Genomic DNA, 24,154 nt, shown 5'->3' with positions numbered 1-24,154 from the left:
CCCTATTATTTCTACAACACATGCCACTCTGCGCCGTTATTGTCATTTGGCTTCGGGATGGAGGACACCGAACCTTTGGACTTGCGGGCGCTGTGTTCTGCCGCAATCTGGTCGAACTCCTGAAGGAAGGACCGGAACATTGATTTCAGACCTTCCGCATCGTCTGGCAGGTCTTCATCTTCTGTAACCTCGCGCCACATGGCAGCCGCACTTAGGGGTGATCCCGCCGGGGCACTTAGCAGATCTTCCAGCCTTTCGTTCTGAGCGGGTGCATCAGGGGCACCACCACTGGTCAGTGGAACAACCTGCATGTCTATCAAACCGTTGCTTTCGGGCTCAGGTTCGAATTCATCTTCCCCGTCAGTCGTCTGCTCTGCCATGAGGGCCGTAATGGACGACACCGAGTCATCTGTACTCAGTTCGCTGCTTGCGCCCTCAGTGTCCTCTGCCTGCTCGGGGGTATCCGCCAATCGATCTTCCAGCGACACCATGAACCCGTCGGGTTCAATCGAACTTTCTTCCGGGTGATCCATTTCAGGCCCTGAAGCCAACTCAGGGCTGTCCTCTTCGAAAGACTCGGAAGGGATTTCGGACAGGTTCAAATTCTGGCTTGGCGTTTCCTTGAAAAAGGCGCGCAAGTCATCCTCTTGCTCTTGCGTTTCAGCGATGGGGGCCACCTCGGACGAGGTTTCCATTTCAGCCCGCAGGCGATCCGCTTCATCCGAGTTAATTCTGGATGCTCGGGCGGTCTCTTCTGTTCTGGCTTCTACACGGGCCGGGCGCACAGGGAAGTTTGTGACGACTTCGTTGCCAGCTTCGCTATCGGCGATGACCGGATCGACCAGTTTCAACGGCCTTGATTGCTCGGCATTTTCTGCTGCCTTTCTTGGCCGCAGCGGTTGCACGGGTTCCGTGATCGCGAGGCTGCTGTCGACCTGGTAACGCGCCAGCAATTCGGCGCGATTGTCCATGATCTGTTCGGTGATCTCCAGGAAGCTATCGACCATTTTCCCGCCGCCACTGCGCGCCCAAAGATCAGCGTCACCGCTTTTGTCGCGTGCGGTAATAGCGTCGCGTGCGGAAAATAGGATTGAGCGGTTGAACAGGTGGCCTGCTTCACGATTGACCCGACGCAGAACTTTCTGGCGGTCCTTCGAAGCCAGTACATCGGCCCGCGTTACCAACAGCAACGAGTTGTTTTGCAGCCGCTCGGGCAGGGACACCCAAGTCGCACGTTCGGTTTCGCGCCAGGCTTGCGTCGCATGGGTGCACCAAAGAACCCCATTTGCTTGCCCGACGGCGCGGCGCCAGACGTCGTCCGAAATCTTCGGGTCGGAAATTCCGGGCGTGTCGATCAGGTCAACAGCTTCCAGAATATCGGATTCAAGGTAAATGCGGATGAACTGGACGTCGTTGACGCCAACCGTTTCCAACTGATCCAGTCCGATAGCCTGACGGGTGCCGTCATGACGTTGCACATAGGCCGACTGCTTACCCCAGCTAAACCAAACCGGGGGCAACTGCGTCGCCGTCACCTGCGTCGGCAAAGCGTGCGAGCGCAGCAGAAAGTTCATCAAGGTCGATTTACCGGCGCTGAACTCTCCCATGAGCGCAAAAATGGGTTTGCGCCTTGACCAGTGTTCGATACGATTCCAGGCCTTGGTAGAAACGAAGCGGGTTTGTGAATCTTTTGCCATGGTGATACTCATGCTGCCTCGTTGCTTAGATCTTTGAGAATGTCGCCCAGAATGTCGTCGCGGGATTTTTGCGGCACCATTCCAGCCATCATCGCTGCGTTCCGGTTGGGATCATTCTCGGCGGCTGCCGAAATGCTCAGCAATGTCTCTTTTTGCTCGCGCATAAAGTCAGACAGGCTGGCACGTACGTTTTCCAAAACCGCTGCAATCTGGTTTTCTTCGATATCCTTGGTTATCGAGTTCGCCTCGGATGCAATCAGACGGGTGTAATCTGCAGCATATGCTTCGAACCCTTTTCGGCGTTGCCACCACCGTCGCCACCATGTGCTTTGAAGGTCCAGGGCAATGGTGCGCCCGATACCCAATGGCGGTGGCACCCGGGGCACGATCGGTGCTTCAATCGTGAATTCGCCCAAATGGTTGCCCAACAACTTTTGATACAGTGCCTCAATGTCTGAAGCCGCTGATGCATACAGCGCCCCGGCATCCTTGCGCATGGAGCGTGCAAAGCTGAAATACGCCGCCTTTTGCAGGGTTCTCAACCCGGCAGGATCGTATTGCCACGTCCCTTCTTCACCGTTTTGTTCAAGATGCGCGATCAGCGAGTCCGTCGCGCGCTTGACAAAATTTGTCTCAGCAGATTTCAGCCTTTCCAAGACCTTGTCGCGCAGGGACGAGGTCAGTTCAGCCACCTTCTTTTCGTATTGTTCAGTGACCTTTTCGATGGCCTCTTCGGTTGAAACGCCATCCAGATCGCGGACAACGCCTTCGCCGCCAGACAGTGTTTTGGCAACCGCCGTTGCGCGGATTTGGCTTGCGATATTTCTCGCCTTGTGGCGCACCCGCTCCAGCAGCCGGTGTCCTGCGCCTTCGGCTATGCGTTCGTTCATTGCCAGCAACAGATCCGGCAACCCGGACAGCGCCCAGATCTTGTCCAAAGACGGGGCCTGATCCCCAAACCCGGCCGCCAGATAGAAGGTGTTCAACGCCTGACGGGAATCTTCGTTCAAAATGTCAGGATTGCCCGTAAGCGCGGCTTCGGCCCAAAGCGCGCTGCCGAATACGACGCTAGTGTTTGCGTCGATATTGTTTTGTTTCAACGTGTCCTGAATCCGGTCGCGAATTTCAGGGACCTGATTAACCGGATCGGCCAGTTCGTCGATCCGGTTTACGAACAGAATGATCTGACGGTTCTCGAACTGCGCAATGATCCGCATCAGGGCCATGTCCATGGTCGTCAGGGCCTGACTTGCAGCCAAAACAACGACGCACACCTCGGATCCGCGCAGGCTGCGCAGGGTGATCTGCTCGCGCACCATGAAGGTATCGTTGACACCCGGCGTGTCGCAGAGTTTCAGGGATATCGGGTATTGCGGGATATCCATGTACAGTTCCGCAGATTTTGTAACATCTGCAAACCGCCCTGTTTTGGGGTTGATGTCAGGATCATCCTGATCGCCAAGGCACACGTAACGCTGGATCAGTTCTTCGTCGAAATAGTCATACTGATGGCTCTGCCCAAGGATCAGGTCGAAGTGTTTGCCAAGGCGTTCTTCGGACTTCTCCTTCATCTCTCCGATCTGGCGACGAATGTCGTCCATTTCGTCGTCTGCGCCGGCGCGGTTGGCCAATTCGCCAAGACGCCCACCGCCGACCATCAGGTTATCCCATTCTTCCTGCTCAAAGAATGTGAACTTGGATTTCGTGTCACCTTCGGTACGCGTATTGATGTTCAGCGTCGTGACAACCGACGTCCACGGGTTCACGTCAGACGGCAAAAGGGCAGGGCGCCCGGCCAGAATGTTCACGATCGAGGACTTACCGGCCTTGACCTGCCCAACCAGCGTCACGCTGGCGGTAAAACTTTCCATACGAGTCTTGAGCGTGGCAAGACGGGCGGAAGAGCGCGCGTCGGCCACCTCTGTCAGTTGGTCGATCTGCGTGGTCAGGGCCGCCATCGCCGATGTCATGGGCGTCAGCGCCTCGTTTCCGACGGACAGAAGATGGTCATTGCGCGCCATGATTAGCCTCCGGTTCCTGTTGCCGCCATGTGATGCTGTACCTGATCGGCTTGGGTGCTGGTCAGCAGATCAATGCGGGCAATCAAATTCAGGGCGTTGCCCAAAATTGCGGCCTCGGCGCTGGGGGAAATCTTGTCGAAGGCGGTCTCATCAGCCAGAACTTCGATAGAGCTGAATTGCTCGCTGTTCTCAAGACAAGCTACGCTGCGTCCGGTCGGGAACCCGGCGGATTTGGTTTCTGGCAGCGGCATACGCGAGTTAGCAAGTAAATAGTGGCCACCCGAATGTGTGCGAAGCGCGACACCAAATCCCGTGTCGGGGTGGTCGCGGCTCAGGGTCTTGAGTTCACCGAGAAAGCTCTCGCGTGCAAGACCAATTGCGTCTTGCTCGGCAGCAGCGGAAGTCATCATATTGGTCACGGTTAAGCCCTTGTTTTTGAGTTGAGCAGATAGAACTCGTACAGCGCCCGAAGGCAAAAAGACTCAGTAAGTCCACACGCACATCAATGACCCCCAAGGCGGAATTTGTTTGACGCGAATAAGATTTTTTGGCGTTTGAATTGTGGCGCAATTGTGATGCGGTGGCTGTGCCGCGCTTTCACTTAGAAAGGCATTGCATGTTTTCAAACTGGTTTTATTGACTGCTTCCCCACTTTTAGACGGCTCTTCGTGCAGCGATTTGTGTGAAGCCAAGAAAGGGTGCAGACAGGTTGCAAAGAATATTGAGAAAGGCTGCACTTTCCCCCTCGCACTTAGTTTCAAGCTTTGCTATTGACCCGGTCATCGTGCGGGTGTGGCGAAATTGGTAGACGCACCAGATTTAGGTTCTGGCGCCGCAAGGCGTGGGGGTTCAAGTCCCTCCACCCGCACCAAATTGAAATCAAACGACAATAGTTGTGTTTGCGAGGACGCGTGGTCCGGTGAACTTCAATGCTCAGTATGAAAGACCGCACATTGCCGTGTTAAAGTACGCGGGCAAGAAAGGCCTTGGTTCTGGGCTCGCTGGGGTTGGAGAAAAGCGTTTCTGGCGGGCCTTGTTCCAGGATTCGGCCCGCGTCAAGGAAACACACCTTGTCGGCCAGTTCACGTGCAAAGCCCATCTCGTGCGTGGCAAGAACCATGGTCATCCCCTGTTTTCGCAGGTCGCGAAGCACGTCTAGAACTTCGCCGACCAGTTCAGGGTCCAGCGCGCTTGTAATCTCGTCAAACAGCATGATCTGCGGTTCCATCGCAAGCGCCCGGATGATTGCCACACGTTGCTGCTGCCCCCCTGACAGCTGATCCGGATAGTGATCCATCCGTTCACCCAGACCGAAACGGGTAAAAAGTTGCGTGACCCGCGGGCGAAGGTCTTCTCTGCTCAGCCCACGCACGCGACGCGGGGCAAGCATCACGTTTTCCGCCGCTGTCATATGCGGAAACAGATTATAGCTTTGAAAGACTATGCCGATCTGCTGGCGTACAGGCTGAGGGTCCAGGCCCGGCTCGGAAATATCTGTCCCGTCCAGCCAGATCGAACCATCGTCAATCGGTTCCAACAGGTTCATACAGCGCAGAAGCGTGGACTTGCCTGAGCCAGAGGCGCCGATCAGGCACACCATCTCACCCTCAGCGATATCAAGATCAATGCCTTTGCAGACTTCGTGGTCGTCGAATCGCTTTCGTACCCCGCGCAAGGATAACTTCGCCGTCATGTGCGCGCCTTGTTTTGTTTGTTCATCAGGTAATCCGCGTATCGTGTCGCAGGTATGGTCAATGCCAGAAAGATCAGCGCAGCGCCGACATAGGGCGTGAAATTGGCGTAGAGCGATTTATAGACACCTGCCTGACGAAAAATCTCCACCGGGCCGATAAAGGACAACAGTGCCACGTCTTTCTGCAAGGCGATGAAGAGGTTCATATTGGCGGGAACCACATTGCGAATGGCCTGGGGCAGCACGACATAGCGCATGGTGTCCCGATCGCTGAGGCCCAGTGAAGCCGCCGCCGCGCGTTGTGAATGGTGGATCGAATCGATGCCCGAACGGATCACCTCGGCCACGTACGCAGAATAGACCAGAACCAGCGCCAAGGTTCCCCAGATATACGGGCTGTTCCAAGGTCTTGGCAGGCCCAGACCGGGTATGCCAAAGCCGATAATGTAGATGACAAGCACCACGGGCAGGCCGCGGAAGATGTCGGTATATGCGATCCCGAATAATCGCAGTGGAAACAACGCGGGCGCGCGGGCGTCCCGACACAGCGCGATGGCAAGGCCAGTGATCGCGATCAGCGGCGCGGACCACGCAAAGATCATCACGTTCAGAAGAAAGGCTTCAAGTAACCCGGGAAATGTTGCCGTGAACACCCTGCCGTTGAAAAAGGCGCGCTGAACCGCTTCCCAACCGGGGGCGAGAGGAACCAGAACGAACAGCGCAAGGACAACGCTGACCGTCGAGATCAGCGCGATCCGGTTGGATCGGCGCCGTATCCCGGCCTCGTAGACCTCGCGCCGCGTGGGTGTTGTAGCCGAACGCTCGGCTACGCCTTTTTGCAACGATGTTTCGTCCATTTATTTGATGACCGGCACACCCGTCGCCTCGGACAGCCATTGCGCTTCTATGGCCGCAAGTTCACCGCTTTCGGTCAGCTCCGTGATGGCCGCATCGACACATTCCCTCAGCGCGCTGCCGTCTTCCATCAAAAGGCCGAACTGGTCGGGACTTTCTGATTGATCCGGAGGGAACTGTCCCAGCAAGGCGCCACCTTCCACCACAACGGCCGACAGATACAGCGCAGTCGGTAAGTCATAGAGTGCGGCATCAATCTGGCCCGCCATGATGGCGGCGTTCACATCGGCGTTGTCGTTGTAAAGCAGCGGCTCATCCGAGGGCTGGATCACCTCGTTCAACATGGGAATCGCCGTGGTGGTGGCCACCGCGCCCCATTTCAGCCCCTTGAGACTGTCCAAGGTTGCTTGAGCACCTGCATCGACAACATTCTGGGTGGTCAGAACTGCCATGGCAGACGTGTAGTAAGGCAAGCTGAAATCGACCATTTCCTCGCGTTCAGGCGTGATCGAGTATTGCTGCATGTTGAAGTCAAAGTTTTTGGCTCCGGGCTGGATCGCCTCGTCAAAACTTGTGCGAACCCACGTGACGTTGTTTTTCCCGAAACCCATTTTTTCGGCGATGGCGTAGGCGACAGCGGCTTCAAACCCTTCCCCGCTTTCTGGTGCGTCGTTCATAACCCAAGGATAATAGGCCGGGTTTCCGGTCGCGATCGTCAGCGTGCCTTCGGTCAGTGTTTTCCCTGCCGCGCACGTCCCGTCGCCTGCAGCAAACGCTGCGGTTGCAGAGACAATTGCGGTCAAAGCCGTGCAAGCAATCAGTTTCATCTAAACGACTCCCTATTTTTTGATTGCGCACAGGTTCTTACGGGCAGGCGGATTTGTCTAGGGCAACAGTCGTATGGGCTTGGGTGCCCGGCTTCCAAGACAGACGTCAATTTCAACGCACAGGCTGGAAGCAAAAGCTTGAGCGCAGTATCATGGCTTGGAAGGAGTGTGACATGGCACCTAAAACTGCAGGTTCCACACCGCCGGATAGCCCGGCCCAGTCCCAACCGTCCATACAAGCGGTCAGGAAGGTGACTGCGCAGGATGTTTCAGCATCATTGAAAGCTGGATTTTCAGACTTTCTTGCGCGCCCTGTGATGAGCGGTTTTTTTGGTCTGTTCTACGCGGTTTTCGGAATTCTGTTTGTGTGGTGCCTGGTCTGGCTGGGTAAGATCTGGATGATTATACCCGCCGCCGTCGGCTTTCCTTTGGTCGCACCTTTCGCGGCGGCCGGATTATATGAGATGTCGCGACGGTTGCAGAAGGGTCAGAGCTTTGGCTGGTCTGAAATCCTCACTGTCATGGCCAATCAGCGGAAACGTGAAATGGGTTGGATGGCCTTTGTCACCCTGTTCATCTTCTGGGTGTGGATATATCAGATACGGCTATGGCTGGCGATTATTCTGAAAGATGCCTCTTTTTCGAATTTTGACGGGTTCCTGAACACCATATTCTTTACGCCGCAAGGCTGGACCTTTCTTGTAATCGGGACCTGCGCAGGCGCGTTTTTGTCGACTGTTCTATTTTCAGTGACGGTCGTGGCCATGCCCATGTTGCTTGATCGGGAAACCGATTTCGTCACAGCAATGCTGACGTCAATCCGCGTGGTGACGGAAAGCCCGCTGGTCATGCTCAGTTGGGCGGCGATCATTTCGGTCACTATGCTGTTGTCGTTGGTTCCAGCGTTTCTGGGGCTGATCTTAACCCTGCCCATCCTTGGTCACACGACCTGGCACCTTTATCAAAAGGCTCTGCCTCCGGCAGGTGAATGAGGTCGTCAAGTCGGGCTGAGGTATCCTTTCTTAAGGCGTGGCTGCCAATTTCTCAGCAAAGTTCCAGGTCCCACTTGCCTTGCGACAGACGCTGAAACCCGCCATATTGGATTAAAACCCTTAGGTTGTGAAGTGGCGGCAAGTTTGATCAAGCCAAGCCGGCTTCGCCGAACCTTTTTTCACCATAATATTCGGATAATTTAATAGATTCATCCTAGATGTTGCATTTCCGCCATGCAGTTCACGAAACTGAGAGGTGTTAACTTTTTGTCAGTTTTTTGTCCTTGGGCGAGTGCGTAGAGTGCATTTCAAGGTGATGGGGAGGACGCAGATCACGCTTTGTCTTTACGACAGAGTGGTTCCTCTTCCTGTGTAAGACTGGGTGTTTTGGTAGAGGGTTTGCGGGTGAATAGAGTTTCAAGTCTGCTGAGTGTATCCGCATTTCTAGCCTTTATTTCAACAGCTTCACATGCAACTCCGACGGCTGATTCAAAAGTTGATGATATTGTTACCAACCCGGAAACGGATAAGGAAACAACCGTCGTCGAGTTAATTGTTGACCCGGCGTCAACGCCAACCGCCGGTACAACTGCTTTTGTGGAAACGGCTGATGGTTATGTGTTTTTGGTGAAAGACGTTGGCGACACCATCTATAACTCTGACAATCCCCCACTTGCTTTCGAAATTGTTTCCATTTCTGGAACGACTGCCCAGATTAGCAACTCTGGCGCGAGTGGCACCGCCAGCTTGTCCACGCGACTGACCGTTGCTCAATACAATGACAGCTTCAACAGTTCTGGAACTCCTGGTGCTGTAACCCCACCGGAAGACGTGTCAGGGCCAAATGGGGTAAGTCAGGTTGTCTACGGCCGTGATGGAAGAAATGGCCGGGACGGTGCCGTTGTGGTGCCACCCAGTTCCGGCGGCAACGGAGCAACCGGCCCGACGCAGACAAAAACCCTCTCGGGGAACGTCAATGCAACCAGCAATATTGGCTGGAAAGTGGGAAGCGTCGGTGGTGACGGCGGGCAGGGTGGTGACTCGTACCTCAGCTTCTGGGATGGGCGAGATGGTGGCGATGGAGGCAAAGGTGGCACCGTGAATGCGACCCAGGCCCAAGGCAGTACGATCCAGACATCAGGAACAGGAAACGAGGGAATTTTCGCCTTTAGCAGAAGTGGTGAAGCCGGAAACGGCGGAAGCGGTTTTGCCGCGCCGGGCGGCGGCACGGGCGGTCATTCGGCAGATGGTGGTAATGTCACGGTCACACAGCGGGGAGTGATTTCAACCAGCGGCAATGAGGCGGATGGCATTTACGCGTTGAGCGTTTCGAACAACGGCGGCAATGGCGGTTCGCAATGGGGATTGGTCGGCGCTTCCGGTGACGGTGGCTTTGGTGGCAGCGGCGGCAATGTGGTGGTCAATACTACGTCGTCAGCTAGCATTCTGACAACGGGCGACTACGCGAACGGGATCTACGCTCAGTCAATCGGTGGCTCAGGGGGGTCAGCCGGTACCAGTGGTAACCTATTGGTATCGTTGATTGGTGGCGCGGATAATGGTGGCAATGGTGGCCGTGTCACAGTTTCTCATGGCGGAGCCATTGAAACAGAAGGCGACTTTTCCCGTGGGATTGTCGCCCAGTCCATTGGTGGCGGCGGCGGTTCGGGGGGAACGTCGGGCGGGCTTGTCTCTCTTTCCTTGGGAGGCGTCGGATCGAATGGTGGCAGCGGCAGCGCAGTCAGCGTCACTGTTCAGGGAACGGGTAGCATATTGACCTTGGGCAAAGGGTCTGACGGCGTGATGGCCCAGTCCATCGGAGGTAGCGGAGGCACCGGCGCGAATTCGTTTGGTTTGGTCGCCATTGGCGGAACCGGATCGAAAGGTGGCACGGGTGCTGCGGTCAGTGTCCGCAACTTTGGGCGCATTGTTACGACAGGCGACGGTGCGCGCGGGATAATCGCTCAATCCATTGGCGGCGGCGGCGGTGACGGCGGATCGTCCGGTGGAATGGTGTCGGTTGGCGGCAAAGGTAACGGGGGTGGCAGTGGCTCGACCGTGACGATTGTCAACGACGGAATTATCACCACGACCGGAGACGACGCCATGGGTGTCTTGGCTCAGTCCATCGGCGGCGGCGGCGGCAATGGCGGTTCATCCGGAGCCGTCGGAGCGTTTGTGGGCGTCGCAATCGGAGGCGACGGCGGGTCTGGTGGCGCTGGCGGAAATGTTAACGTCACCTTGTCGGACACCAACAACAGCCAGCCTTCTGCCATTCAGACATCAGGCGACCGCTCGACAGGTGTGTTCGCGCAGTCCGTTGGCGGCGGCGGCGGCAATGGTGGCGGTGCCGTATCTGTGGCGGTTGGTGCATTTGGTGCTGCTTCAGTTTCTGTTGGAGGCTCTGCCGGCAATGGAGGAGACGGGGGGAACGTCACCCTGAGCGGCGGTGGATCAGCTTCGGTGCAAACCGGGGGCGACGATGCAATCGGTGTCATGCTCCAGTCGGTCGGTGGCGGCGGTGGCAATGGCGGGTATGCAGTCTCGGTTGCGGCTTCAGGTGGTCCCGTTTCGGGATCGATTGCTGTTGGTGTTGGCGGCGAAGGTGGAACCGGCGGCAAAGGCGGCTCCGTGACTATTGGGCAATTTAACAGCAGCGGAGTGGCTACGGCCGCGGGTTTTGAAGGCACTGTTGTGACGACCGGAAACCGGTCAACCGGTATGCTGTTTCAATCCGTTGGCGGTGGCGGCGGCAATGGCGGCTTGGCGGTCGCGGCAACAGGTGGGGCGTCTGCCCTGTTTTCCGGAAACGTCTCGGTGGGAATTGGCGGCCAAGCCGGAAGTGCAGGGAATGGCGGGGTTGTTCGGGTTTACACTGACGCGAACGTAACCACGACTGGAACCAGCTCTACCGCGATGATCGCTCAATCCGTTGGCGGTGGCGGCGGCAATGGTGGCGGCAGTATTGCTGCGGGCATCAGCGCAAGTGCTGGGGCCGCGGTCGGAATCAACGTCGGCGTTGGTGGTGACGGCGGCGGTGGCGGCACCGGTGGCAATGTCACTTTGGTTGCCGGTGGAAATTCAATTGAGACAAGCGGTGCATTTTCCAGTGGTGTGGTTGCCCAATCCGTTGGCGGTGGCGGCGGCAATGGCGGGTACAGCGTCGGGGCCAGTGCAGATTTTGGCGGCGCGGCAGCAGGATCCGTTAGCGTCGCGTTGGGTGGTCAGGCTGGTGTCGGCGGCGCAGGTGGAACCGTAAAAGCTCAGGTCGACGCGGATGTAACGACTCGAGGAGATGACTCGGGTGCAGTCGTCGTACAGTCGATTGGCGGTGGTGGCGGAAACGGCGGCTTCAGCGTTGCCGCAGGACTGGCCGCAGGTGGGGCCGGTGCCGGAACCGTGGATATTGGCCTTGGCGGATCTGGTGGTACGGGCGGGGCCGGTGGAACCGTTACGGGCGTCCGAGTAAATGGCGATGTGCAGACAGAAGGTCAGCGCTCGACCGGTGTTGTCGTGCAGTCGATTGGCGGCGGCGGCGGCAATGGTGGCTTCAATGTGACCGCAGGTGTTGCAGGCGGTGGCGCAGGGGCCGGGACTATCGGCGTTGGTCTGGGCGGTAGTGGTGCCGCGGGGGGCAACGGGGGAATTGTCGAGGGTCAGGTTGCAGGCAATGTATCCACGTTCGCTGACAGCTCAGGCGGCGTAGTTTTCCAATCTATTGGCGGTGGTGGCGGCAATGGTGGCTTCAACGTTACTGCCGGAATCGCCGGCGCGGGCGCCGGTGGCGGCGCTGTTTCCGTTGGCCTTGGTGGTAGTGGTTCAGGCGGTGGTATTGGCCAGGCCGTCACGGGGCGCGTGACGGGAACGGTAACGACCCGTGGCACTGATTCAACGGCCATACTTGCCCAGTCTGTCGGCGGCGGCGGCGGCAATGGTGGTTTCAACATTAGCGCGTCGATCGCCGGAGCAGGCGTTGGAAGCGGTGCCGTATCCGTTGGTTTGGGCGGTGACGGTGGAACCGGCGCAACAGGTGGAACGGTCAACCTGACCAGCACAAATTCGGTGGTTACAACAGGTGATCGTTCATCCGGTGTTGTTGCTCAGTCCGTCGGCGGTGGCGGCGGCAAAGGAGGATTCAACGTCAGCGCCTCGGTTCAAGGATCAGGGACTGCCGGCGCAGGCGTTTCTGTTGGTTTGGGTGGCTCGGGTGCAGGTGGCGGCGACGGTAGTGCCGTAGTCGGACGATCGACAAATTCCGTTGAAACCCAAGGGGATCATTCATCCGGCGTCGTCGCCCAATCCATCGGCGGTGGTGGCGGTAACGGAGGGTTTAACGTGGCGCCCGCCTTGTCTGGAGCAGGTACGGCTAGCGGCGCCGTTAGCGTCGGTCTGGGTGGGTCGGGCGGTACCGGAGGGGCTGGTGGAACCGTTTCTTTGACGTCCAGCGGTACCATTCTAACCGACGGGTTTGCGTCCAGTGGCTTCGTCGCTCAGTCCATCGGTGGCGGCGGTGGCAATGGGGGCTTCAATGTCTCGCCGTCGGTATCAGGCGCGGGCACCGGGGCCGCCGCTTTGTCCGTCGGGCTAGGAGGCTCTGGTGAAGGTGGCGGTGATGGAAGCCAGGTGGTTGCCAGCACTTCGGCCGATGTGGTGACCAAAGGTGCCTCATCAGTGGGCATTCTTGCGCAATCTGTTGGTGGTGGCGGCGGTAACGGCGGCTTTAACGTCTCGCCGGCCTTGGCTGGCGCGGGAACCGGGTCCGGGGCGATCAGCGTTGGTTTAGGTGGGTCCGGCGGTGGCGGTGGAACTGGCGGTGTTGTCGACCTGACGGTTGCAAACAGCGTCCGCACGGAAGGAGAACACTCAAGCGCTGTCGTTGCCCAGTCCATTGGCGGCGGTGGCGGTAACGGGGGCTTCAACGTCTCGGCCTCAGTCGGAGGTGCCGGTACAGGGTCGGGCAGTGCCGCAGTCGGTCTGGGCGGACGTGGCGAAGGGGGCGGCAACGCATCGGCTGTTACTGCAGATATCTCCGGCAACCTTGAAACACGCGGCGACGGTTCAACTGGTCTGCTGGCACAATCTGTTGGCGGCGGCGGCGGTAATGGTGGGATGAACATCTCGGTCGCGGTAGCTGCGGCGGGTACAGGATCAGGGGGTGCGTCAGTTGGATTGGGCGGTGCTTCAGGTACAGGTGGCAACGGTGGCACGGCCGAAGCAACCCTGACCGGAAACGTCCTGACCGCAGGAGACGAGTCCACAGGGATTGTTGTTCAAAGCCTCGGCGGCGGCGGAGGGAATGGCGGCTTGAATGTTTCGGCAACCGTCACGGCTGCTGGCAAAGGCAGTGGCGGTGCATCGGTTGGGCTGGGCGGCAGCGGCGGCAGTGGCGGAAATTCTGCCGCTGCAACCGGTACCGTGGTGGGCAATGTTACAACATCCGGAGACAACGCTGGCGGCGTTGTGGTGCAATCTGCTGCTGGAGGCGGCGGTAACGGGGGGCTCAATGTCTCAGCAGCCGTGAATTTCTCGGGAACTGGAGGTGGCGCGGTCGCCGTTGGCATTGGCGGGTCAGGCGGCGACGGCGGCAATGCAAGCACGGCCACGGGATCAGTTACCGGCGACGTGGTGACCGCAGGCGAAAACGCGACTGGTGTTCTGGTTCAGTCCGTTGGTGGCGGCGGCGGCAATGGCGGCGTCAATATCTCGGGTGCAATCAGTATTGCACGCACGGGTTCCGGTGCTGCCGGTATCGGTGTCGGCGGCTTTGGCGGCAGCGGCGGTACAAGCGCAGCGGTTAGTAACACATTTGCGGGCAACGTCAGCACCGGCGGGGCACGTTCCGCCGGGATTATTGCCCAAAGCCTTGGCGGTGGCGGCGGCAACGGCGCGACCAACATTTCGGGAGCCATCTCGGTTGCCAGCAACTTCTCGGGTGGGCTGGGGATCGGCGTTGGTGGTTTTGGAGGTGACGGCGGCGCAGCGGACAATGTTACGCAGCAGGTGACCGGTAATTTGATGACAACCGGTGCGGATTCGGTCGGGATTTTGACGCAGAGTCTTGGCGGCGGCGGCGGTAACGGCGGGACGAATATTTCGGCGGCACTATCCTTGTCACGGTCTACCAATGCTGCGGTGGGGATTGGCGTCGGCGGCTTTGGCGGCGGCGGCGCAGATGCCGGGTCATTGGTTCAGTCGACAGTAACCGGAGGCGTAACAACTACCGGAGACAGAAGCACAGCAATTCTGACGCAAAGCCTCGGCGGTGGCGGCGGCAATGGCGGGACGAATATTTCCGCATCATTGGGCATCAGTCAGCAGAATGGCGGCGCGATTAGCTTGGGTGTCGGTGGTTTTGGTGGTGGAGCGGGAAATAGCGGCGATGTGGTTAGCACATTGCGGTCCGCCACTGTTGCTAGCGATACAACTTCGATTGTCACAACCGGTGCGGACAGCATCGGTGTGATGGCGCAATCCATTGGCGGCGGCGGCGGTAACGGCGGCCTTAACGTATCGGGTGCGGTTAATCTGACCGGCAAATCCGGCGCAGCAGTTGGATTGGGTCTTGGCGGTTTCGGCGGAGGCGGCGGCGATGCTGGTGCCGTAACTCTGGACGTGGCCAGTGACGTGGCCACGGCTGGTGATGGGTCGCATGGCCTGTTCGCTCAAAGCCTCGGCGGAGGCGGCGGCACCGGAGGGGTGAACATTTCGGGCTCTCTGGCGCTCACCAAACCTTCAGGGTCTGACACGATTTTCTCAGTTGCTGCTGGTGTTGGCGGATTTGGCGGATCGGGCGGCGACGCAAGCTCTGTTGATCTGGACTACACCGGAAACATTGAGACTGTCCCCATGACGCTGCAATCCGATGGCACGTACGAGGCTGACCTGCAGTCTGGTGCCAGTGGCATCATTGCCCAATCCCTTGGTGGCGGCGGTGGCAATGGCGGAACGAATGTTTCTGGCGGGATCGCGATCAGCGGAAAACCGGGCGCAGGTCAGACAGACAGCAGCAAGTCTTACGCGGTTGTAGTTGGCGTTGGCGGATTTGGCGGTGGCGGCGGTGATGCCGGTGACGTCGACGTCAATATTGGTGCGGGCAGCACGATCACGGCACATGGCACAGGGCAATCCGGTTTGCTTGCTCAATCTCTTGGAGGCGGCGGTGGTAATGGCGGTCTGAACGTATCTGGCGGAATAGTTTCGGACAGTTCGCTGATCGTAGGTGTCGGCGGCTTTGCAGGTGACGGCGGTAAGGCGGGTGATGTCACGGTTACATCACAGGCAGATATCATAGTCACGACCAACCCTGACGATATCTCGATCCCGGACGACACCACGTTTGAATCCAAGCTGCGGGATTTCCTTGGCGATACAATCGTTGACGACACCGAGGAACTTGCCTCGACTTATGGGTTGGAGCGTCTGTTCATCGACATGGGTGTTTTCAACGAAGAAAAACCGGATACTGACGGGTCTGCCGGTCTGATGGCGCAGTCTATCGGCGGCGGCGGCGGCAATGGCGGTCTTAACGTGTCTGGTGGCATTGCGCTGAGCAAGGACGGCAAAATTCCGTCTGTCACATTTGGCGTTGGTGGCTTTGGCGGGGATGGCAATATTTCCGGCGACGTAGAAGTTGATCACTTGGGCAGCGTCACTGTAGCAGGCAATTGGAAACATGGTGTTCTGGCCCAGTCGATCGCTGGTGGCGGTGGTAACGGTGCACTGAACGTGACGGGGCAACTGAACTATGGCGACTCCAATAACTCGGACGGCAAGACAGACCTTAGCATTGTCGGCGGGCTTGGTGGCCATGGTGGTACTGGTTCGGATGCGGGGGACGTCTCTGTCACCCAAACCGGCGAAATAACAACCAATGGCTATCATGCGCGTGGAATCTTTGCCCAGAGCATTGGCGGCGGCGGCGGCACAGGCGGGATCAACGCCACCTTTGTTGGTACCAAGGACAGCTCTCCGATCGCGATGGGTATCGGTGGCTTTGGTGGCGGCGGAGGTGACGCAGGCGATGTGACTGTTGCGCGTGGAACAGCAGGTGCGGCTGCGGGGACTATCACGACTGACGGCGCAGGGTCGCACGGGATCGAGGCCTCGAGCATCGGCGGTGGCGGTGGGGATGCCGGGATCAACGCAGTTGTCGGCATCAGCAAGACGAACGGCAACAAAAGCAATGGTGGAACCGGAGATTCCACCGACAGAAAAACGCCGACTAACACCGGCGTCGATGACTCGGTGATTGCCAACTACAACAAGGTCCTGGACGAGCTTGAAGGCAAAACCAACCCGGCGGATTCTTCGGGGAACAAAACCGGTGTCTCGGCGGTGGTAGCAATCGGCGGAGACGCCGGAACGGCCGGAGATGGTGGCGAAGTGGACATCGACCATTATGGCGATGTTGTTACTTTGCAAGACGGCAGCCATGGTGTGTTCGGCCAGTCCATCGGTGGCGGAGGCGGTAATGCGGCGCTGAATCTTGGAATGACCTATGAGCTGTCATCCGACCAGACAAACAAGGGATTTGGTATTGCCGTAGGCGGCGGCACCGGAGAAGGTGGTGTTGGCGGTGCGGTTGATGTCCGCAATACCGGCGATATAACTACGAGCGGTGCAGATTCTCATGGATTGTTTGCGCAGTCGGTGGGCGGCGGCGGCGGTAATGCCGGGTATAACTCGGCCTCTACGGCTGTTGACGGTGGGAATATCAACATTCAGATCGGCAGGACCGGCGGCACCGGCGGCAGTGGCGGTGACGTATATGCCAGCTCGGACGGGGTGATCAGTACTTCGGGCAACCGTTCATACGGCTTCTTTGCGCAGTCCATTGGAAACGGTGGTGGTAACTCGTCTTCGATCTCTGCAAGTATCGGAACGCCCAAAACCGGAGACAGCAAGGGCAACAAGGCCAGCGTCTCTGTCGGTCTTGAAGGTGGCCTGGGTGGTGCGGCCGGCGACGTGACGGCGTCGGTCCAGGGCCTTGTGGTCACTCAGGGCAGCGATGCCCATGCAGTTTTCGCGCAGTCTGTCGGTGGCGGCGGAGGCAATGGTGGCAAAGCCAGCAACTCGGCCGGTGGCGGTATTTCGGCGTCGCTGTCGATTGGAGGCACTGGCGGCACTGGCGGTGTTGGCGGCAAGGTCGATGTAACCAACTTGGCAGACATTGGAACCTTCGGAGATCGCTCGGTTGGGATCATGGCACAATCTATTGGCGGTGCGGGTGGCACCGGGGGTATGGTGCAGGCCGGCCAATCGAACCTCGACACAATCAAATCCTTCGTCAAACCCTCGACCGTGGGCACGGCTGCTTCGGTCAACATAGGTGGAACCGGCGGTGTCGGAATGACATCGGATACCGTGACTGTGGTCAGCGAAGGCTTTATCAGGACTTCCGGAACGATGGCACATGCGATCTTTGCGCAATCCGTCGGCGGCGGTGGCGGTATGGGCGGACTGGTTGAAAACCGCATCATCAACTTGCGCAAGGAAATCGGAAACACCGCAACCTTGTCTATCGGAGGTAACGGCGGAACCGGCGCGTCCTCGGCCGCGGTCTCTGTCACAAACCGGGACGCGATCAGAACAACCGGAGACAAGTCGATTGGTATCTACGCTCAGTCTGTCGGCGGCGGCGGCGGGGATGCGCAGCAGGTTCGCAACATCGTGCTTGGCCGGTCCTCTGATGGTGCGACTACCAATGCGATATTGATTGGCGGTACCGGCGGATCCGGCGCGACGGCCAGCACTGTCACCGTGGTTAACGAAACAGATGCTTCGATTGTCACGTCGGGAGAAGAAAGCCACGGCATTTTTGCTCAATCTGTCGGCGGCGGCGGTGGCAATGGTGGTTCGACGATCTCGGTCGACGGGCGCTACGGCGGTGCCGAAGCCAGCACACGGCGGGCGATCCAGTTCGGGTTGGGCGGTTCTGGCGGCGACGGCGGAACCGGAAGCGACGTTTCGGTCACGAACGCCAGCACGATCATGACATCCGGTGCACGGGCTCATGCAATCCTCGCGCAGTCGATTGGCGGAGGCGGTGGCAATGGGGGCAGCTCGATCACAGGCACAGTCCGCCTGAAAACTGGTGACAGCAGCTCACCCACTGCTCAGTTGAACATCGGCGGATCTGGTGGGTCAGGACACAAAGCCGGAAACGTAACGGTCACGAATAACGGCAATATTCAGGTTGATGGTGAAGGTGCTTATGGCATTCTGGCGCAATCGGTCGGCGGTGGCGGCGGCAATGGTGGGTTTGCCGTCTCTATGGACGTGAACGATCTAAAAAACACCATGACCGGCAAGTCGTTCTCAAAGATCGCGCTGGGTGGGTCTGGAGGTTCTGGGGCCGATGGCGGAGACGTCGTGGTCAACCACACGGGAACCATCGTCGTAAACGCCGAAAACGGATATGGAATCTATGCGCAATCCGTCGGCGGCGGCGGCGGTACTGCTGGGTATTCGGTTTCATCCCCACTGGTTTCAGTGCTTGACTACACGATTTCGCAGGTTTTGGGGGCACGGGAGGGGTCAACCGGAACAGCGGGCTCGGCCACCGTCAATTCAACCGGTGACATTCTAGTAACGGGCGCGGGCAGTGAGGCAATTTTTGTCCAGACGGTTAACGGAGGCGGCGGAAACGTTGATACCTTCACGGACTTCAAAGCTCCTTCTGTGGCTAGGGCGCGATCTGTTGGGACCGGCACGGTCGTCAGCAGCGATATTGCCTTGGGCGGGACGGAAGTGTCCGGGATGGCGGGCAACGACATTGAGCAATCTCATACCGGTAACCTTGCAACCCGCAGCGACCGGTCAACGGCCTTGATGCTGCAAAGTGTCGGGGGTGGCGGTGGGTCGTCGTCAACAACAGTCGGGGTTGATGACGGCGACGGGATCGACCTGTCAGCACGTCTGGGCGCAATCAACACTGATGACGCCAGTGGAGGTGATATCAACAGTAACCGCGATGGCGACGTCGGGACGGACGGGGCGTTCTCGTCCGCGGGCTCGGCGCAGTCCATTGGCGGCGGTGGCGGAAAGCTTTTGCTGAACAGTGAAAGTGGCGGAAATGCTGGCGACAACCGCATCGCATCGGTCATCCTTGGCGCTGATCCAAGTTTCCGAAACAATGGCGGGGACATCAGTCTTTCGCTGAATGGCGACGTGTTTACCAGCGGAGAGTCCTCGTTTGGTCAAAGCGTTCAAAGCATCGGTGCCGGTGGTGGCGAGGTCGTAATTGCTGGTCTGGGGCGCGCAGAAGTGACATTGGGCGCGCAGGATGACTCGACCGGTGCTGGCGGCGCCGTTGACATTGCCAACGTTGGTAACGTGACAACCAGCGGCGCTGGATCACATGGCTTCGTTCTTCAAAGCATCGGCGGCGGCGGTGGTCTTGTGTCGACCGACCTTGATGCAAGTCAGGTGTCCGTCACACTCTCGGCACGTAACGGCGGCGATGGTGGCGATATCTCGTTTGCTCAGACCGGCGACATCATGACCACCGGCGAGAACGCGATCGGCGTTATCGCACAGTCCCTTGGTGGCGGCGGAGGTATCGTCGACTCGGTCTTCCGTGGCGCGGCAGGGGGCGCTGGTGTAGGTGGTGCTGTTGATCTGAGTTTTGACGGGAATGCCCTGTCTGTTGGCGAAGGCGGCATTGCAGTCTTTGCCCAATCCGAAGGGCGGGATGGAGCGGATGCTTTGACGCTTGGTCTGAACGGTGTCGTCATTGGCGGGACCGGAGATGCAGGCACGGTGGCTTCGGTTGTCATGGCCGGGGGAACAAACAACGCGCTGATGCTTTCGGATCAGTCAGTCCTGCTGGCCGGAAACCGTCAGATCGTTAATGCCGGGGAAGGCAATGATCAGATTTCGCTTGCCGGTGCGGCCTTGGGTAACTTGAACCTAGGCGGTGGAACAAACGGTTTGACGGTTGAACAGGGCGGATCGTTCTACGCTCTGGACACGGTTGATCTGGGCGCAGATGGTCTGTTGCAGGTGAATGGTAGCCTTGTTTTGGGTGCAGAGGCCAACATGAACGCGGCATTGTCGCCCAATGTCAGGGCCAGCGCATTTACGTTCACTGAAAATGCAAGTCAGACAACAAACCTCAACGGTAGTATTGCGTTTGGACCTACGGCGTCTTCGGTGTTTGATGCGTATTTCCTGACCTCCGGTGCATCAGGCGGTCAGAGCGATCTTATCACCGCGACTGGGGATGCGACGATAGGTGGAACCCTGTCACCGCGGCTGAACACGTTGCAGCGTGCTTTGCCGCTGGTCATTATCGATCCCGTCGGCGCGGCAGCGGATGCCGGAACCACAATTCAGGACACGGTTGTTCTGGACTATTCCATCGGGCTGAATGGGTCTACCTCGGATGGCAGCTCGGTTGATCTGGTGATCACGCCCGACTATTCGACCCCCGGAATGAACCGAAATCAGGCGTCCGTAGGCGACTATATCACTCAGGTTCTGAACGGGCAGGGTTCCGCGCCACAGGGTGAAATGTTCGCCTTGATTGGCAATATGCAAACAGAGGCCGAAGTCATCGCCGCGATCGACAGCTTCACAACTTCTGATTATGCAGCGGACGCGGTGGATGCCTATTATGGCACGCGTCAGTTTGCCGATGTTCTTCACAATTGCGAACGTTACACGGATTATCAAACCGGAGACGATCCGCGCCGGTGCGTCTGGTTCTCGGGCGGTAGATCATTCGTGGATCGTAGTGCGATCCGCTATTATGAAGAACTGGATATAAACAACACAAATCTGACTGCGGGTATGCGTCTGCCGGTTGGCGATGAACTCTACGCAGGATTCGCATTGGGGTATGATCAGATCAGCCTTCGGAATGGCGCGGACTACAACGCCACCGGCGACCGTTACAACCTTGGCGCTTCGTTGACCAAATATATCAGTTCATGGGAACTCGCAGCGATGCTTTCTGGCGGTTGGTCAGACTATGACACCCAGCGGCCGGGTGGAATTAGCGGCACGCTGCCGAATGGAACGGTGGTAGATACAACCGGGGTCAATTCGATCAAGCACAAGATGAACCACGTGAACCTACGTCTAAGCTTTGCATATGATTACAGGTTTGCCGGTGGGAATTCTTACCTGAGACCGGAACTCGCGTTGGACGCGACCCGGCTGGCAACGGAAAGCAACGGAGACGCGACCCTCTCTGGTATCGTTCTGCAAGATACGAACGAGATGTTCTATTCGATGACTCCGTCGCTTGAGATCGGAACCGAGCAGTATCTGACACCCAGACAAAAGCTGCGGGCAAGTCTGCGGGCGGGTGTTATCATCTCATCTGATGATGTTGTGTCGGTGCGTGCGGGTTTCGCGGGTGCCAGCGCAGCCGACGGCGGGTTTACGAATACCAGCTACGTCGGCGATACACACGGGCTGGTCTCGGCCGAGCTTGGGCTTTACGCTATCGATGACAGCAGCTTTGTGAACCTGAACGTTGATCACCTGTTCGGCGACTCTACTGAAAGTTTGCAGGTTGGTCTTGGGGTCGGAATCCAATTCTAAGAAAATGGGGAAAAGCAGAATGAAAATCTGGGTAAGCGCAACCGTGATGACGCTTGGGCTGGTTCATGCAGCTACAGCACAGGAAACGGCGCCCCCGTGGTCCATCAACTGTAGCAATCTGGTCAGTGGGACTGAGCTGATTTGTGAAATGACCCAAAGCATCGTCCTGAGCGAAAACAATCAACGGCTGGCATCGGTGGCGATGGTCAAGCCTGCCGGTGGCGAGGATACTGAAATAGTTCTGACTCTGCCTTTTGGACTTCTTTTCAACGAGGGTTTGGTCGCAAAGGTGGATACGGCCGAGGTCGCCAAGCTGGAGTTTCTGACTTGTGAGGCGCAGGGGTGTTTCGTTCGTTCTGATGTTTCGTCGGACTGGTTGGCGTCCATGCGTGCCGGAAAGCAATTTACTGTTGAGGCCAAAAATACGGCTATGGAACCAATATCTTTTGGGTTTGACTTGAGCGGATTCAGTCAGGTTTTTGATCTGTTACCCTGAAGCCGCCAGGTCGGTGGAAGGAAATAGATTTTAATAAACAAAGCTTTGTCAAGCGTTCGCAGTAGCGTTTTGTCATGTTTCAGCCGACGTCCAGCGCACAGTATAGACCGATTGTGGGTTCTCGCTTAGCCTTTGGGGTGAGAAACCCATATGGAACGTCGGCTTACAACGATAGTTGCTGCGGACATCGCTGGATTCTCGCGATTGGTCGCCGCAGACGAAGAGGGAACGCTTTCGGCACAGCGTTCTCACCGTGACGCGTTGCTTGATCCCCTGATCGAAAAATACTCGGGTCGCGTTGCGAATACTGCCGGCGACAGCTTGCTGATTGAGTTTCCCTCAGCGGTGCAGGCGGTTCGGTTTGCCATTAATACGCAAACCGGGATGGCGCGGCGAAACGAAAGAATTCCACCGGACCGGCGTATTGCCTACCGGATTGGGATAAACGTCGGCGATGTCGTGCTTGATGGCGATGACCTGCTTGGCGACGGGGTCAACGTCGCGGCGCGGCTTGAGCAATTGGCACCGGCCGGCGGAGTATTGCTGAGCCGTGCGGTACGGGATCAGGTGAGAGACAAGCTGGATGTCAACCTGATGGATTTGGGTGAAGTTCGGGTCAAGAACCTCTCTCGATCCATCAGGGCATTCCAAATTGAAAATGGGGCTGAAGCAGCATCGCGGCCCAAGTCCGAACAGATCAGCCCGGCAATCTTGCTTGTCGCGGGCATCGCTCTGCTCATTACCGCTAGCGCGTGGTGGTGGTTTCAGCGAGGGAACTTGGCGCAACAGGATGTGGACGGGTATGTGCAGACCATGCCTGACGACTCTTCTGTGGCGGTCTTGGCGTTTGACTATATCGGCCCTGGAGAGGCTGAAAATGGGTATCTGGCCGACGGATTAAGCGAGAATATCACGACGAACCTTGCCAAGTTACCGGATTTGCTGGTCATCGGTCAGGATACAAGTGCGAAAGACAGCGGTGAGGGCCTTAGTAGCCGCGACATCGCGGCGCGTTATGGCGTTCGTTATGTGCTTGAGGGCAGCGTCCAGAAATCTGGCGAAGACCTAAGGATATTGGCCAAGCTATTGGATGCCACGTCCGGAAAATACCTTTGGTCCGAGACATTTAACAGAAAATCGGGTGATTTCTTTGATATTCAGGACGAAATTACACTGACCGTGCTAGAGCAGGTTTACCGTGGGACTGTCGACGGCGACAGGGTGACGCTGCGCGAAACAAATGACCTTGTGGCATTTGCGGAAAACTCAAAGGGGCGCGCGCATCGGGTTCGCTTCACCGCCGAAGACAACAAGACGGCGCGTAAGCACTATCAGGCGGCGCTTGAACGTGACGCAAGATATGTTGATGCGCTGGTTGGCATGGCATTTACACATATCATGGATGTTAGGCTTGGATTTTCCGGGGACCCGAAAGAGTCGCTTGCCCTTGCCGAAGATCATCTTGCAGTGGCGCTCGACATCGATCCCGGACGTCCGGCCACTCTGTCCAACCTGGCTGTATTACGCGTCGTGCAGAAGCGAGGGGAAGAGGCGCAGGAATACGCCCATCTCGCGTTGGAGGGGGGGATGGGTGACGCCAGGGTCATTCGAAGTGCCGCTTGGGTATTAAAATATGCAGGTGCTTCCGAAGAGTCTCTTCCGTATTTTACCAGAGCAAAGCGCATGACTCCCGTTTCCCTGTGGTGGCTGATCGTGGACGAATACGGTGCGCTGATTGACGCTGGCGAATTTGAGCGCGCCAACGCTTTGACCGACGCTTTCTTGGAAGTATTACCCGAAACTTACCGGGCTGAATTTCTGACCTGGCCTGCCGTCGCCGCGTGGAAGAGTGGCAATACTGAAAGAGCACAGGCACTTATTTCTGAGGCAAGAAGGCTAAAGCCGGGGATTTCTATCGCCAGTATCCACCCTTTTGATCTGGCCTATATCGAACAGTCGATACCTGAACGCAGGTATGAGGTGTTGCGCGAACTTGGTCTTGAGGATTGATAGGCAAAAGGG

At 57.8% G+C, this 24,154-nt stretch carries 10 protein-coding genes and 1 tRNA gene; 5 read left to right on the top strand and 6 right to left on the bottom strand.

The window, feature by feature from the left end; all coding sequences use genetic code 11:
• Nucleotides 1–11: 11 nt before the first annotated feature.
• From RUESEDTHA_RS19575 to RUESEDTHA_RS19565, 3 genes are read right to left on the bottom strand one after another with little or no spacing between them, the layout of a single operon-like run.
• Complete coding sequence (locus RUESEDTHA_RS19575; RefSeq protein WP_180888350.1) at nucleotides 12–1,697, bottom strand: dynamin family protein; 1,686 nt, start codon at nucleotides 1,695–1,697, stop codon at nucleotides 12–14.
• Nucleotides 1,698–1,705: 8 nt separating this feature from the next.
• The gene (locus RUESEDTHA_RS19570) at nucleotides 1,706–3,718 is read right to left on the bottom strand and encodes a dynamin family protein (protein WP_180888349.1); all 2,013 of its coding nucleotides are present in this window, start codon (nucleotides 3,716–3,718) and stop codon (nucleotides 1,706–1,708) included.
• 2 nt (nucleotides 3,719–3,720) lie between these two features.
• On the bottom strand, nucleotides 3,721–4,128 hold the full coding sequence (locus tag RUESEDTHA_RS19565; RefSeq protein WP_255431832.1) for a hypothetical protein: 408 nt from the start codon (nucleotides 4,126–4,128) through the stop codon (nucleotides 3,721–3,723).
• A gap of 376 nt (nucleotides 4,129–4,504) precedes the next feature.
• On the opposite strand from RUESEDTHA_RS19565, the gene RUESEDTHA_RS19560 reads away from it, so the two are divergent.
• Nucleotides 4,505–4,589 (top strand) — tRNA-Leu (locus RUESEDTHA_RS19560).
• Between the two features lie 90 nt (nucleotides 4,590–4,679).
• Here RUESEDTHA_RS19560 and RUESEDTHA_RS19555 read toward each other — a convergent pair.
• Genes RUESEDTHA_RS19555 through RUESEDTHA_RS19545 form a run of 3 tightly spaced genes read right to left on the bottom strand, consistent with a single transcriptional unit; the run spans nucleotide 4,680 to nucleotide 7,093 of the window.
• Nucleotides 4,680–5,411 (bottom strand): amino acid ABC transporter ATP-binding protein, encoded by a 732-nt coding sequence (locus RUESEDTHA_RS19555; protein WP_180888347.1) that lies wholly within the window; start codon nucleotides 5,409–5,411, stop codon nucleotides 4,680–4,682.
• On the bottom strand, nucleotides 5,408–6,268 hold the full coding sequence (locus RUESEDTHA_RS19550) for an amino acid ABC transporter permease (RefSeq protein WP_180888346.1): 861 nt from the start codon (nucleotides 6,266–6,268) through the stop codon (nucleotides 5,408–5,410). The genes RUESEDTHA_RS19555 and RUESEDTHA_RS19550 overlap by 4 nt, the downstream gene beginning before the upstream one ends.
• Entirely contained in the window at nucleotides 6,269–7,093 is an 825-nt protein-coding gene (locus tag RUESEDTHA_RS19545; RefSeq protein ID WP_180888345.1) for an ABC transporter substrate-binding protein, read from the bottom strand.
• 173 nt (nucleotides 7,094–7,266) lie between these two features.
• Between RUESEDTHA_RS19545 and RUESEDTHA_RS19540 the strand changes: the two genes are divergently transcribed.
• The 4 genes from RUESEDTHA_RS19540 to RUESEDTHA_RS19525 all read left to right on the top strand — a co-directional run bounded on the left by RUESEDTHA_RS19540 (nucleotide 7,267) and on the right by RUESEDTHA_RS19525 (nucleotide 24,142).
• Nucleotides 7,267–8,085 carry a DUF2189 domain-containing protein gene (locus RUESEDTHA_RS19540; RefSeq protein ID WP_180888344.1) on the top strand — a complete coding sequence of 273 codons (819 nt, stop codon included), beginning with the start codon at nucleotides 7,267–7,269 and terminating at the stop codon, nucleotides 8,083–8,085.
• Between the two features lie 405 nt (nucleotides 8,086–8,490).
• Nucleotides 8,491–21,636: an autotransporter outer membrane beta-barrel domain-containing protein gene (locus tag RUESEDTHA_RS19535; RefSeq protein ID WP_180888343.1), complete on the top strand. Its 13,146-nt coding sequence runs from the start codon at nucleotides 8,491–8,493 to the stop codon at nucleotides 21,634–21,636.
• 19 nt (nucleotides 21,637–21,655) lie between these two features.
• Nucleotides 21,656–22,132: an invasion associated locus B family protein gene (locus RUESEDTHA_RS19530; protein ID WP_180888342.1), complete on the top strand. Its 477-nt coding sequence runs from the start codon at nucleotides 21,656–21,658 to the stop codon at nucleotides 22,130–22,132.
• A gap of 150 nt (nucleotides 22,133–22,282) precedes the next feature.
• The gene (locus RUESEDTHA_RS19525; RefSeq protein WP_180888341.1) at nucleotides 22,283–24,142 is read left to right on the top strand and encodes an adenylate/guanylate cyclase domain-containing protein; all 1,860 of its coding nucleotides are present in this window, start codon (nucleotides 22,283–22,285) and stop codon (nucleotides 24,140–24,142) included.
• Nucleotides 24,143–24,154: the final 12 nt, after the last annotated feature.

Source organism: Ruegeria sp. THAF57 (genome assembly GCF_903914075.1).
Lineage (GTDB): Bacteria > Pseudomonadota > Alphaproteobacteria > Rhodobacterales > Rhodobacteraceae > Ruegeria.
The sequence above is the reverse complement of the archived record's forward strand: the minus strand, read 5'-3'. Positions and strand labels throughout refer to the sequence as shown.

What these genes read in the sequence shown, in the direction of transcription:
- RUESEDTHA_RS19575 (WP_180888350.1), bottom strand. Translation starts at nt 1,697, where the DNA reads ATGGCAAAAGATTCACAAACCCGCTTCGTTTCTACCAAGGCCTGGAAT.
- RUESEDTHA_RS19570 (WP_180888349.1), bottom strand. Translation starts at nt 3,718, where the DNA reads ATGGCGCGCAATGACCATCTTCTGTCCGTCGGAAACGAGGCGCTGACG.
- RUESEDTHA_RS19565 (WP_255431832.1), bottom strand. Translation starts at nt 4,128, where the DNA reads ATGATGACTTCCGCTGCTGCCGAGCAAGACGCAATTGGTCTTGCACGC.
- RUESEDTHA_RS19555 (WP_180888347.1), bottom strand. Translation starts at nt 5,411, where the DNA reads ATGACGGCGAAGTTATCCTTGCGCGGGGTACGAAAGCGATTCGACGAC.
- RUESEDTHA_RS19550 (WP_180888346.1), bottom strand. Translation starts at nt 6,268, where the DNA reads ATGGACGAAACATCGTTGCAAAAAGGCGTAGCCGAGCGTTCGGCTACA.
- RUESEDTHA_RS19545 (WP_180888345.1), bottom strand. Translation starts at nt 7,093, where the DNA reads ATGAAACTGATTGCTTGCACGGCTTTGACCGCAATTGTCTCTGCAACC.
- RUESEDTHA_RS19540 (WP_180888344.1), top strand. Translation starts at nt 7,267, where the DNA reads ATGGCACCTAAAACTGCAGGTTCCACACCGCCGGATAGCCCGGCCCAG.
- RUESEDTHA_RS19530 (WP_180888342.1), top strand. Translation starts at nt 21,656, where the DNA reads ATGAAAATCTGGGTAAGCGCAACCGTGATGACGCTTGGGCTGGTTCAT.
- RUESEDTHA_RS19525 (WP_180888341.1), top strand. Translation starts at nt 22,283, where the DNA reads ATGGAACGTCGGCTTACAACGATAGTTGCTGCGGACATCGCTGGATTC.